This window comes from Enterobacter sp. Ap-1006 (assembly GCF_011752835.1).
Lineage (GTDB): Bacteria > Pseudomonadota > Gammaproteobacteria > Enterobacterales > Enterobacteriaceae > Cedecea.
The window spans coordinates 362,929-375,536 of record NZ_VWWU01000005.1; the positions used below are offsets into that span (position 1 = coordinate 362,929).

Annotated in this window: 11 protein-coding genes; 5 read left to right on the forward strand and 6 right to left on the reverse strand. The window is 58.6% G+C overall.

From position 1 onward, the window contains the following. The first annotated feature begins 58 nt into the window (after positions 1 to 58). Positions 59 to 1,186 (forward strand): multidrug effflux MFS transporter, encoded by a 1,128-nt coding sequence (locus F3J28_RS17615; RefSeq protein WP_502706569.1) that lies wholly within the window; start codon positions 59 to 61, stop codon positions 1,184 to 1,186. A 49-nt stretch (positions 1,187 to 1,235) separates the two neighbouring features. Here the strand turns inward: F3J28_RS17615 and F3J28_RS17620 are convergent, their stop codons facing one another. From F3J28_RS17620 to F3J28_RS17635, 4 genes are read right to left on the reverse strand one after another with little or no spacing between them, the layout of a single operon-like run. Further along, the gene (locus F3J28_RS17620; RefSeq protein WP_166878268.1) at positions 1,236 to 2,681 is read right to left on the reverse strand and encodes an NAD-dependent succinate-semialdehyde dehydrogenase; all 1,446 of its coding nucleotides are present in this window, start codon (positions 2,679 to 2,681) and stop codon (positions 1,236 to 1,238) included. Then, a complete protein-coding gene (locus F3J28_RS17625; RefSeq protein ID WP_008458496.1) occupies positions 2,678 to 3,721 on the reverse strand; it encodes an aldo/keto reductase in 1,044 nt (347 codons plus the stop codon). Before F3J28_RS17625 ends, F3J28_RS17620 begins: the two co-directional genes overlap by 4 nt. 9 nt (positions 3,722 to 3,730) lie before the next feature. Beyond that, positions 3,731 to 4,234 carry a formaldehyde-activating enzyme gene (fae, locus tag F3J28_RS17630; RefSeq protein ID WP_008458495.1) on the reverse strand — a complete coding sequence of 168 codons (504 nt, stop codon included), beginning with the start codon at positions 4,232 to 4,234 and terminating at the stop codon, positions 3,731 to 3,733. Positions 4,235 to 4,260: 26 nt separating this feature from the next. Continuing rightward, the gene (locus tag F3J28_RS17635) at positions 4,261 to 5,622 is read right to left on the reverse strand and encodes an MFS transporter (RefSeq protein WP_166878271.1); all 1,362 of its coding nucleotides are present in this window, start codon (positions 5,620 to 5,622) and stop codon (positions 4,261 to 4,263) included. Between the two features lie 242 nt (positions 5,623 to 5,864). Here F3J28_RS17635 and F3J28_RS17640 point away from each other — a divergent pair, with 242 nt between their 5' ends. The 3 genes from F3J28_RS17640 (at position 5,865) to F3J28_RS17650 (ending at position 8,950) form a co-directional block, all read left to right on the forward strand. After that, a complete protein-coding gene (locus tag F3J28_RS17640) occupies positions 5,865 to 6,803 on the forward strand; it encodes a LysR substrate-binding domain-containing protein (protein ID WP_166878273.1) in 939 nt (312 codons plus the stop codon). A gap of 78 nt (positions 6,804 to 6,881) precedes the next feature. After that, the gene (locus tag F3J28_RS17645; protein WP_166878276.1) at positions 6,882 to 7,580 is read left to right on the forward strand and encodes an aspartate/glutamate racemase; all 699 of its coding nucleotides are present in this window, start codon (positions 6,882 to 6,884) and stop codon (positions 7,578 to 7,580) included. A 203-nt stretch (positions 7,581 to 7,783) separates the two neighbouring features. Then, positions 7,784 to 8,950 carry an MFS transporter gene (locus F3J28_RS17650; protein WP_008458489.1) on the forward strand — a complete coding sequence of 389 codons (1,167 nt, stop codon included), beginning with the start codon at positions 7,784 to 7,786 and terminating at the stop codon, positions 8,948 to 8,950. Between the two features lies 1 nt (position 8,951). Here the strand turns inward: F3J28_RS17650 and F3J28_RS17655 are convergent, their stop codons facing one another. After that, positions 8,952 to 9,875: a LysR family transcriptional regulator gene (locus F3J28_RS17655; RefSeq protein ID WP_166878279.1), complete on the reverse strand. Its 924-nt coding sequence runs from the start codon at positions 9,873 to 9,875 to the stop codon at positions 8,952 to 8,954. Between the two features lie 440 nt (positions 9,876 to 10,315). Between F3J28_RS17655 and lysA the strand changes: the two genes are divergently transcribed. After that, positions 10,316 to 11,578 carry a diaminopimelate decarboxylase gene (lysA, locus tag F3J28_RS17660; protein WP_166878282.1) on the forward strand — a complete coding sequence of 421 codons (1,263 nt, stop codon included), beginning with the start codon at positions 10,316 to 10,318 and terminating at the stop codon, positions 11,576 to 11,578. On the opposite strand, the gene F3J28_RS17665 is transcribed toward lysA, so the two are convergent. After that, positions 11,570 to 12,601 (reverse strand): LacI family DNA-binding transcriptional regulator, encoded by a 1,032-nt coding sequence (locus F3J28_RS17665; RefSeq protein WP_166878285.1) that lies wholly within the window; start codon positions 12,599 to 12,601, stop codon positions 11,570 to 11,572. The genes lysA and F3J28_RS17665 overlap by 9 nt on opposite strands. Positions 12,602 to 12,608: the final 7 nt, after the last annotated feature.

A 12,608-nucleotide genomic window follows, 5' to 3' on the forward strand; every position in this document is an offset into this window, starting at 1 on the left:
TATAATTATTCATCTGACGTTTTCCTACAATAGCGCCTCTTTTTGAGGAGGACGTATTGTGAAAACACATCGCGGTATGGCGCTCTTAACGGCGCTACTGATGTTTCCGCAGATTGTGGAAACCTTTTATAGCCCGGCACTGACCGATATTGCCGGGTATTTCGCGGTCAGCGCGCAGGATGCATCCTGGACGCTGTCCATTTATTTCCCGGGCTTTGCCCTCGGCGTTCTGGTCTGGGGGCGAGTATGCGATCTGGCCGGCCGTAAGCCAGCCCTGTTGCTGGGCCTGGCATGCTACGCAGTAGGGTCGGTCCTTGCGCTGCTGGCGCACGATTTCAGACTGCTGCTCGCGGCACGCGTTATCGCGGCCTTTGGTGCGGCGGCCGGGTCGGTTGTCACCCAGACGATACTCCGGGACCGCTTTAGCGGGCAGACGTTGGCAAAGATCTTCGCTTTTATGGGTATTGCGCTGGCGGTAAGCCCGGCGATAGGCCTGTGGGCGGGCGGGATGCTTGTTTCCTGGGGCGGATTCCGGGGAGTGTTTGATGCTCTTGTGGCGCTTGCCCTGCTGCTCTTTATCTGGAGCGCCTGGCGGCTGGAAGAAACGCGCTCTGCGCAGCATCAGAGTCAGTCCATCGCCAGCGTCGCGGTGCGAATGCTGAAAGATATGCAGATCTGGCGAGCTACGGCGCTGGTCGCGCTGTTTAACGTGAGCCTGTTCAGCTATTACGGCCTGGCGCCGTTTATGTTTGAGCGGTTTGGCATGGAGCCCGGTACATTTGGATTGAGCGGTGTCCTGCTGGCGCTTGGCTCTTTGGCTGGCGCGCAGCTTAACCATCAACTCATCCAGCGCGGCACGAGTTCAGCCACGCTTTTACGCATCGCCTGTATCTGGGGCCTGATCGGGAGCCTGGGCGTTGGCCTGCTGTCGGCCAGCCCGTGGTTCCTGGCACCGATGTTTATGGTGATGCTGGCCTTTTCGATGGCAATTCCGGTGGTACTTGGCACTGCGCTCAGCGCCTACACGGATTGCCGGGGCACGGCAGGCGCACTTTTCGGCCTGGTCTATTACGTACTGATTGGCGCCGGGCTTTTCGTTGCTGGCTGGGGACAACGGCTGGATATGACGCTGATCGTATGCGCCGTGGGCATCACGCTTATCGGTTGGAAACATTTACGGAGATAATATGATGCGCCCTCTCCTCGTGGAGAGGGCCGCATCGCTAAGGCAACAGTTACAGCAGTCCACCCAGATTCACATACTTGGTTTCCAGGTACTCTTCTAGTCCACAGTCGGCGCCTTCGCGGCCCAGGCCGGACTCCTTCACGCCGCCGAAAGGCGCGACTTCCGTGGAGATAATCCCTTCATTAACGCCGACCATACCGCTTTCCAGCTGCTGTGTAACCCGGAAGGCGCGAGCCAGATCGCGGGTATAAAGATAGGCTGCAAGGCCAAACGGCGTGGCGTTGGCGCGTTCAATCGCCTCCAGTTCATCGCTGAAGCGGAAGCAGGCCGCCAGCGGGCCGAAGGTCTCCTCGCGGGCCAGCAGCATGGCTTCGGTAGCGTCGGCCAGCACGGTAGGCTGGTAGAACGATGCGCCGAGGGCGTGCCGCTCGCCGCCGCACAGCAGGCGCGCGCCGTGCTCAAGAGCGTCCTTCACGTGGGCTTCCACTTTCTCAACCGCTTTCTGGTGAATCAGCGGCCCCTGCTGGGCACCCGGCGTCAGGCCAGGGGCAACTTTCAGCGCCCGCGCGGCGGCAGCGAGTTTCTCAACAAACTGCTCATACACGCCGGCCTGGATGTAGAAACGGTTAACGCACACGCAGGTTTGCCCGCTGTTGCGGAATTTGGCCGCCATCGCACCCTCCACGGCGGCGTCAATGTCCGCATCGTCAAAGACGATAAACGGCGCGTTACCGCCCAGCTCCAGCGACAGCTTTTTCACGGTATCCGCCGCCTGGCGCATCAGCAGCTTGCCGGTTGGCGTCGAGCCGGTGAAGGAGATTTTACGCACTGTTGGGCTGGCCATCAGCGTACTGCCTATTGCCATGGTGTCACCGGTGACGGCGTTAATCACGCCGGCCGGGACGCCTGCCCGTTCGGCAAGCACGATAAGCGCGAAGGCCGAAAGCGGTGTTTCGTTCGCCGGTTTAATCACGGCGGTACAGCCCGCTGCCAGCGCGGGGCCGAGTTTGCGGGTCAGCATCGCCAGCGGGAAGTTCCACGGGGTAATAGCCGCGACCACGCCAACCGGCTCCTTGAAGGTGAGAATTTGGTTACCCGCTTTTGTGGAAGGAATGGTTTTGCCGTTGGCGCGTTTGGCTTCCTCGGCAAACCATTCGATAAAGCTGGCGGCGTAGGCCACTTCGCCTTTGGCTTCTGTCAGTACTTTGCCCTGTTCGGTGACCATCAGTTCCGCCAGTTCGGCCTGATGCTCCATGATCAGCGCGAACCAGCGCTGGAGGATCTGCGAGCGGGCTTTGGCGGTTAATGCTCGCCAGGCGGGCAAGGCGGCGTGTGCGGCAGCGATAGCTGCCTCGGTTTCTTTTGCTCCGGCGTTGGCTACCTGAGCCACTATTTCATCGGTTGCCGGGTTTAATACGGCATAGAGCTCGTTGGCGTCCCGCCATTCACCGTTGCAGTACCAGCCGGTACGAACCAGTGCGTCAAAGCTGCTCATGCGATGTTCCTTGTGGTTACGTTGTCGATAAACAGGCCGCGAGCGGCGCGGCTCTCACGCGCAATACGTTTTCCTGCGGTGTAGTCGTTGATGACGTCGCACGGCGTGTAGTTACGCTCCAGTTCGTAGCGCTCATCTTCATCCAGCGGTGTGCCGAGTGCGGCAATTGCGCTGTCAATTTGCTGTACAGAATCTGCGCCCACCAGCATGCAGTCCACGCCCGGATGGTTCAGGACCCACGCCTGAGCAATTTGTGCCGGAGGCAGGCCGCGCAGCTGAGCTACATGGCTGACGGACTGCGCGACGTTGCGGGAGGTGATGTCCGCGTACATCTCCTGGGTGAAGAAGTCGGTCTGGTTGCGCACGGAGGTAAAGTCACAGCTCAGCAGGCCGCGAGCGAGCGGGCTGAACACCGAAACGCCTAACCCCTGGTCGCGACAGAAGGGAATCATTTCCCGCTCTTCTTCGCGGTAGGCGCAGTTCAGCTGTAGCTGCATATTGATGGGTTTCGCGTAGCCGTAGCGCTCGCAGCACCAAAGGATTTTCGCCAGTTGCCAGGTGTACATGGTGGAAACGCCGACGTAGCGCGCTTTGCCACTGCGCACGATGTCGTTCATCGCCGCCCAGGTCTCTTCGACAGGCGTATTCACGTCGAAGTAGTGCAGCATGTAGATATCGACGTAGTCGGTGCCGAGGCGCTTCAGGCTGCCGTCGATGCTTTCCATGATGTGCTTGCGTGAATGGCCCTGGTTGTTAAAGCCGGTGCCGATGGGGTAGCCGACTTTGGTGGTGAGGACCAGGTCATCGCGGCGGGCAATGCGTTTTAACACGTTGCCGACCACTTCTTCCCCCGCGCCGCTGGAGTAGAAGTCCGCGAGGTCAATAAAGTTAATGCCGGATTCCAGCGCGTGACGGATCAGCGGCTCGCTTTGCGACTCGTCAAAAATCCACGGTTTCCACTGTTTGCTGCCCATGTTCATGGTGCCGAGGCACAGGCGAGAGACTTTCAGGCCGCTGTGGCCCAGGTTGACGTATTCCATTTCGCCTCCTCAGGCTTTTGGGGTGTAGAAAGGGTTACCGAGCTGTGGCAGGGCGTCGGCAATCTGGCTGCGCTGAGGCAGTTTGCCCATGGCCGCGCGGATGGCCTGGCGGCAGGCGCGGTAGTTGTTGTGGTACACCTCGTCGATATCGTTGCAGCCGGGATTGACCCAGTTGGCGGTGACGATGCACCAGTTGTCTTCCGCTTCCGGCGGCAGCGTGCCGTCCAGCAGTGCTTCGGTGACCGCTTTGGCGATGGCTGCCTGAGAAGCGCCCCAGGTGGCATTGCCGTGCAGCTCGCCGCTGATTTCCGCTTTGTTGACGTACAGCGTCATCGGTTTGGCCGGAACGTTAGGCTTGATCACCACCATAAACGGACAATGGCCCTGGCTGGGTGACGCGAGGCTACTGGAAAACGCCTGACCAACCACGCCGCTGCGTGGGCCAATCATGATGTTGATATGCGAGGCGTTAACGCCGTTACCTTCAAACCCTTCTCCGATATACATTTCCACGAGACTTCTCCTGTTAAGCGTGAGCGTTATTTAGCCGGTTCAGCGGCGGCATTGCCGTGGCGCTGGGCCGGGTCGTGAGCGGCATCGACCAGGGTTAACCCTTTGGTTTCAGGTGCCCAGGCGAGAGAGACAACGGCACCGATGACGAGGATCAGCGCCAGCATGCCGGTGGTGGCCTGCATGCCGTAATTCAGAATGGCCAGCGGCAGTAAGCCGGTGCCGATGGCGGAGCCGAGGCGGCTCATGGAGGTGGCAAAGCCGACGCCCATCGAGCGCACTTCCGTCGGGAAACTTTCAGCCGGGAAGACGCCCACCAGATTGCTGACTGCCGACATCACCAGCGTGAAGGCGGCAAAGAACAGAATTAACCAGCCGGGCTGGCTGACCGGAATGATGCTGAGCATTACCAGGCAGGCGGCGAGGAAGACGAACGAGCCGATCAGGAAGCCGCGGCGCGAGCAGACCACCGTCAGCAGGATCCCGAGCAGCGCGCCGACGATCAGCAGGGCGTTCAGCAGCAGGTCGGTGGTGAAGTTATTGTTCAGTCCCATCACCTGCAGAATCGACGGCAGGAAGGTGTAGATGGCGAAATACGGGATCACCAGGCAGACAAAAAACAGACTGTTGAAGGCGGTGCGGCGGCGGTATTTCGGCCCGAACAGCGACATAAAGCGCTGTTTTGAGGCGACGGGGGCTTCATCCACCAGCAGCACGTTAGGGCCGAAATGTTTATGGACAATCGCCATCGCTTGTTCTCGTCGCCCTTTGCCCATCAGCCAGCGCGGGGATTCCGGCGTGCCGATGCGCATCAGCAGAATAATTAGCGCGGGCAGGGCGGAAGAAGAGAGCAGCCAGCGCCAGGCGTCCGGCCCTAGCGCCGTCAGGAAGTGCCCGGCAAAGCCTGCGGCTACGTAGCCAAAGGTCCAGATCACGCTGAATGAGCCGAGCAGGACGCCGCGATGTTTTCGGGGGGAAAACTCGGCCAGCATAGTGTGGCCGACGGAGAAGTCACCGCCGAGGCCGATGCCGACCATTACCCGCAAGAAGAACAACTGTTCTGGCGTGGTGGCGAAAAACTGCAGCGCCGAAGCGAGGGTTATCACCACGAAGCTGAAGCAGAAGATCTTCTGGCGGCCAACGTAATCGGAGATCCAGCCCAACACCAGGCTGCCGAGAAACAGACCGAGCAGCGCCGAGCTGCCGAGCATCCCTTCCCAGAAGGGCGTTAACCCCATCTGAGGTTTAATTTGGGCCAGCGCGAAGCCGATGACGCCGAGCACGTAGCCGTCGGTAAAGTGTGCGCCGAAGGTCAGGCCGGCGATTTTGATATGGAAACGGTTTAACGGCACGTCATCCATACGGGTGTACTGTTGTGTCAGGTGGGACATGATGCCTCCTCCTGTGAGGTGGTTTTGTAGGGTATTTGTATTTTTTATGTTTCAAGTGCGTTAACAATGTGGCAGCAAAGCGCCTCAGCAGGCGAGTGCGTTTTAGTCATACCCCCAGGCAAAAAACGCATGTGATCCTCCTCCTGTTTTGCAGAAATAGCTGCGGCGGGGGATGGTGTTTCAGGGCAGGTTAGAAACATATTATTAACATGGCTGGCGCTCGCCCGCGGATAATGACAACAATGAGAAAACTCCCGTCACTCAGTATGTTAAGGGTCTTTGAAGAGACTTGCCGGACGCTTAGCTTTAGCAAAGCGGCGCAGGCCTTGTGCATTACCCAGAGCGCGGCCAGTCGGCAAATCAAACAGCTCGAAGCGTTTCTCGGCAAGCTGCTGTTCGTGCGTACCCACAGCGGGCTGGAGTTGACCCAGGACGCGATGCTGCTGTTGCCGGTGGTACGCCAGTCGCTGGATATTCTTGAAGAGGGCGTGTGTCACGTTCAGCTGCGCAATCCTCTCCAGCATCTTCGCCTGCAGGTTGCTCCGACCTTTGCCACCCGCTGGCTGGCACCGCGGCTGGTGGCGCTTCGCCAGCGCAACGGCCAGCTACAAATTGCCCTTATCAGCGAAACCCGGCAGAAATACAGCGATTTTGACTGCGCCATCCGCTTTGGCACCCGCCAGGAAAGTGAAGGACGGGGGCAGTGGCTGTGCCATGAAAAACTGCTGCTGGTGGCCAGCCCGCTGCTGATGATTGATGGCGTCTTTCCCCCGCTGGCCTCGCAGCCACAGCTGCATATTCTTAACGGTGACATCCGACTGGATAACTGGTCGCGCTGGCTTGCGGCGACGGGAGAAAATGACAGTCTGCTTTCCGGCGGGCTGGAGTTCAGCACCGAGGATCAGGTGATCAACGCCTGTGTGACCGGGGCAGGCTACGCCGTGCTCGACAGGATGATGATCCGTAACGAGCTGCGTGGCGGGTTATTGGTGCCGCTGGCGGAGCTGGAGCTTGAAAGCGGAAATGGTTACTGGCTGGAGATCCCCCAGGGCAAGCGGGAGCTGCCGCGAGTAGGCTATTTTAGCGACTGGGTTCAGGCCGAGATCGCCCGGTTCTGGGGGGAAGAAGAGCCACTCGCTCAGCGAGCATTATCCTTACCTGATGCATTAGCCGTCGGCTGATGTCGGCCTCCCTTCGGAGGCTTTTTTCTTAGCGGAATAAGGGTTATAACCGGAGGGAAATAGCAAAAGGGGATAAGAATGAAAACGATTGGGCTGCTGGGCGGCATGAGCTGGGAATCCACCATTCCTTACTACCGATTAATTAACGAAGGGATCAAACAGCGTCTGGGCGGGCTGCATTCGGCCAAAATTGTGCTGCACAGCGTCGATTTTCACGAGATTGAGGCCTGTCAGTCTGCCGGCGAGTGGGACAAGGCCGGTGAGATGCTGGCCGAGGCGGCGCTGGGGCTGCAAAAGGCCGGGGCTGAAGGCATTGTGCTGTGTACAAACACTATGCACAAAGTCGCGGAGCATATTGAATCCCGCTGCTCGCTGCCGTTTCTGCACATTGCCGACGCCACCGGGCGGGTGATTGCGGCTCAGGGCGTAAGCCAGGTGGCCTTGCTGGGCACGCGCTACACTATGGAACAGGATTTTTATCGTGGCCGCCTGCAGGCGCAGTTCGGGATCCGCTCGATTATTCCTGACGCCTCGCAGCGTCAGCGTATCAACCAGATAATCTTCGATGAGCTGTGCCTCGGGGTGATCAACCCTGAGTCGAAGCGCTATTACCAGCAGGTAATTCAGGCGCTGCAGGCGCAGGGGGCGGAAGGGGTTATTTTCGGCTGTACCGAAATTGGCCTGCTGCTCAGCCAGCAGGACTGCCCGCTGCCGGTGTTTGATACCGCCGCAATCCACGCCGCCGATGCAGTTCGCTTTATGTGCGGTGAAGAGTAAGAGTTTATCCTTATATATCAATTAAATAAACGTAAATAGTGTTTTTTCCCCACGACGAGCCGGGTCATGCCCGGCCGCTAATGTGTTATAAATTTGTTATGTAGCGCACATTATTCCAAAAAGCTGCTCCTCTGAAATCCTCACACTACAGGCGATTGCACACAGCAATGGCTTTTCATCATGTCTGCAACCGGAGTTATACAATGCCTGTTTCCTTACTGGCGCTGGCGATGAGTGCGTTCGCCATCGGCACGACGGAGTTCGTGATTATGGGACTGCTGCCCGAAGTGGCAGGGGATCTCCATGTCTCCATTCCCGTCGCCGGCTGGCTAATCAGCGGCTATGCGCTGGGGGTCGCCATTGGCGCGCCCATCATGGCGCTGCTGACCGCCCGACTGCCGCGCAAGCTGTCGTTAATTTTGCTGATGGTGATTTTCATTGTTGGCAACCTGCTGTGCGCCCTCGCGCTGAGTTACAACTTCCTGATGCTGGCGCGCGTTATTACGGCGCTGTGCCACGGCGCGTTCTTTGGGATTGGTGCCGTTGTGGCGGCAAGCCTTGTGCCTGCCGGGCGCAAGGCTTCTGCGGTGGCGCTGATGTTTACCGGCTTGACGCTGGCTAACGTGCTGGGCGTGCCGATTGGCACCTGGTTCGGACAGCTTTACGGCTGGCGAGCTACTTTCTGGGGCGTGGCCGTTATTGGGGTGATTGCGTTCCTGGCGCTGGGAGTGAGCCTGCCGTCGCAGAAAGATGAAGAAGCCACTGACTTAAAAAGCGAAATCAAAGCGCTGGCGCACGGCAAGCTTTGGCTATCGCTTAGTATGACGGTGTTCTTCTCTGCGGCGATGTTCGCGCTGTTCAGCTATGTTGCACCGATGCTGCTACAGGTGACGGGCATTACGCCAGAGGGCGTGAGCTGGACGCTGTTCCTGATTGGTGCGGGGCTGACGGTGGGGAACATTCTGGGTGGGCGATTGGCGGACTGGCGAGTCTCGTTCAGCCTGATCCTCAGCTTCAGCCTGATTGCGGTTTTCTCGTTACTGTTCAGCTGGACAAGCCATGCCGCATGGCTGGCGGAAATCACGCTGTTCCTGTGGGCGATGGCGGCGTTTGCCACCGTACCTGCGCTGCAAATCAATGTGGTGCTGCACGGCAAAGAAGCACCTAATTTGGTGTCCACGCTGAATATTGCGGCCTTTAACGTCGGCAATGCGCTCGGTGCCTGGGTCGGCGGCACGGTCATTGACCGTGGCTTCGGCCTGACGGCGGTGCCGGTCGCCGCGGCTGCGCTGGCAGTGGTTGGCCTGATACTTTGCCTGATTAACTTTAGCAACGGCACGGGGCATCAGCAGCCGGTGACCGGGCAATAAGCTAGCGGTTGAGCAGCGCGTTGAGCGGGTCGCTATACAGATGCATGTTGTGCTGTAAGTGGTCGCTGAACGCGCTGACCAGCGCTGATGCCGGGCGGTGCAGGGGTCGAATCAGGCTGACGGTAAAAGGCACCGCCACGCTGAACGGGCGTACCACCACGCCGCGTTCGTGGTAATCCAGCGCGGTTAACGGGTTGACGATAGACACGCCAGCCCCCGCCTGAACCATCGCGCAGACGGACGCGGCGCTGTGCGTTTCCACCACCATTCTTCGTTTTACGTCATATTCCTGAAACAGCGAGTCCAGCAGTTGCCGATAGCTGTCGGTTCTTGACAGGCTGATGTAATTTTCCCCGGCAAAATCCTGCGGTGTGAGTTCTGCTTTCGCGGCTAGTTTGTGCCCGGCGGGCAGCACGCAAACTTCATTCAGAGTGAGTAGGGTTTGGCGTTCCGTCCCGGCAGGCGTGGTGATGTTTTCCGTCAGCCCCAGGTCGTGGCGTTGGGCGGACAGCCACTCTTCCAGCAGCGGGGATTCCTGCGGCACGATGTTCAGGCTGAGCTCCGGGTAGCGGGCCAGGAAAGGGTGTATCAGGCGCGGCAGAAATGACTGAGAAAATACCGGCAGGCAGGCAATAGACAGTTCGCCCTGGCGGAACTCACGCAGGCTTTCGGCGGCATTAATAATACGATCCAGCCCGTACCAGGAGCGCTGAACTTCTTCAAACAGCCGCAGCCCCTGAACGGTGGGGTAGAGGCGGCCCCGACTGCGCTCGAACAGCTGCAGGCCGATAAGCTTTTCAAAGCGTGCCAGCTCCCGGCTGACCGTGGGCTGGGAGGTGTGCAGCAGGCCTGCGGCTTCGGTGAGGTTGCCGGCCGTCATCACGGCGTGGAAGATTTCGATGTGGCGCAGGTTGATGGCTGGCATGGTGTTGTTCCGCTGATGTTGTTTACCCTCACCCCGGCCCTCTCCCTGGAAGGGAGAGGGGGAAAAACTAGTTTGCTCGAGGCGTGGAGTGATTACCCTCACCTTGGCCCTCTCCCTGGAAGGGCGAGGAGGAAAAACTAGTTTACTCGAGGCCGGGTGCGATCACTCTCATCCCGGCCCTCTCCCTGGAAGAACGAGGGGGAAAAACTAGTTTGCCTGAAGCTGGGTGCGTTCATCCTCACTCCGGCCCTCTTCCTTGAAGGGGAAACAGAAATTGCATCGGGGCAATTTAGTGTCCCCTCTCCCCTCTGGGGAGAGGGTTAGGGTGAGGGGCATTTTCTAAACCATATCATATTTGAATAGACTCGCTAGAAAACGATATTTTTTATCCCTCACTTTCTGTGGCGTAATAGGGAAAATGACGTTTACCGGAGTTCACCATGCCACGCTCGCTGCACGACACCACCACCGCGCTGAACGCGCAAAACTTGCTGACCCTGCCCGCTGAATTTGGCTGCCCTGTTTGGGTATATGACGCGGAGATCATTCGCCAGCAAATTGCCCAACTGCGCCAGTTCGATGTGATTCGCTTTGCCCAAAAGGCTTGCTCGAATATCCACATCCTGAAACTGATGCGTGAGCAGGGCGTGAAGGTGGATTCGGTGTCGCAGGGGGAAATCGAGCGCGCGCTGGCGGCAGGCTACAAGCCGCTGGAAAACCCGGATGATATCGTCTTTACCGCCGACGTGATCGACAACGCCACGCTGGCGCTGGTTGCCGAGCAGAAAATCCCGGTCAATATCGGATCTGTGGATATGCTGCATCAACTCGGCGAAGTCTCGCCAGGGCACCGTGTCTGGCTGCGTATTAACCCGGGCTTTGGGCACGGGCACAGCCAGAAAACCAACACCGGCGGCGAGAACAGTAAGCACGGTATCTGGCTGAGTGATATGCCGAAAGCGCTGGAAGCTATGCAGCGCTACGGCATTCATCTGGTGGGTATTCATATGCACATTGGTTCCGGCGTGGATTATGGCCATCTCGAACAGGTTTGCGGCGCGATGGTGCAGCAGGTCATCGACTTCGGTCAGGATCTTGAGGCGATTTCTGCGGGCGGTGGGCTGTCCATTCCTTACCGTGAAGGTGAGGAAACGATCAATACCGATCACTATTTCGGCCTGTGGAATACCGCGCGCGAAAAAATTGCCGCTCATCTGGGGCACCCGGTGAAGCTGGAGATCGAGCCGGGGCGTTTCCTGGTGGCGGAAGCCGGGGTTCTGGTTTCGCAGGTGCGCGCGGTGAAAGATATGGGATCCCGCCACTTTGTGCTGATTGACGCTGGTTTTAACGATCTGATGCGTCCGTCTATGTACGGCAGCTACCACCATATTTCTGCGCTGGCGGGTGACGGGAGGGATCTGTCCGCACTGGAGCCGAAAGAAACCGTGGTGGCGGGGCCGCTGTGCGAGTCCGGGGATGTGTTTACCCAGCAGGAAGGCGGCAAGGTAGAAACCCGCCTGCTGCCGCCGGTAAAACCGGGTGATTACCTGGTGCTGCACGATACCGGCGCATACGGGGCTTCTATGTCCTCTAACTACAATAGTCGTCCGCTGCTGCCGGAAGTGCTGTTTGATAACGGCAGCGCGCGCCTGATTCGCCGCCGCCAGACGATTCAGGAGCTGCTGGCGCTCGAGCTACTTTGAGACTTTCCGTCCGGCCTCGAAAAAGGGGCCGGGCGCAACGGAGTCCCTCAGTACCAGCGTCCCCACAAATGGCGGGATGGGGGCTAACGGTTCGTTGCTCGCCAGCTTAATGGCCTGATCGATGGCGGTAATGATCATGTTGTCGATGGGCAGATAGACGGATGACAGCGCTGGTTCCAGCCACTGGGCGCTAGGTGCGTCATCAAAGCCGAACAGCGAAATATCCTGTGGAATACGGATCCCGGCCTGGTGCAGCGCTTTAGAGGCGCCCAGCGCCATATCGTCGTTACAGGAAAACAGCGCGCTGAAGGTCACGCCGCTGGTCAGCAGCTCCTGGCACAGGTGGTGCCCTTCGGTCATGCTGGAATCTCCGTATTTCACCCGGTTCTCATCCCACGCAATGCCATGTTTTTGCAGTGCTTTCCGGTACCCCATCAGGCGCGCCTTGCCGGTTGGCGTGGAAATAGGCACGGTAATGCAGGCAATTTCCCTGTGACCTTGCTGGATAAGGTATTCGGTGGCCTGAAAGGCGGCATCCTGCTGCTCGAAGAAGACACAGCGTTCACGGGCCTGGGTGACGTCCCGGTTAATGACGACCAGCGGCACCTGAATCGCATTCATCAGCGACATCAACGCCCGTTCGCTCATAAAACGCGTGTAGAGAACGATGGCATCGCAGTGCCTGTCCGCCAGCATTTGTACGGCATCCAGCTCTTTTTCAGGCGTGTCATGCCCGTCGGTGACAATCAGCTGTTTACCGTAGAATTCCGTGCGGCGTGAAGCCTGCTGCAGCAGGCGACCGAAGTAGAAGCCATCGAAGGTGGAGACAACCAGCCCGATACTGTTGCTGCTGCGGTTTGCCAGCGATCGTGCCAGAAAATTAGGCTTATAGCCCAGCTCTTCCATGGCCTTAAACACCTGTTCGCGGGTGCTTGCTTTAACCTGTCCGGTGCCGTTTAACACGCGAGATACCGTCGCTTTGGAAACCCCTGCGCGTAACGAGACATCTAACATTGTTACCATTGTTTCC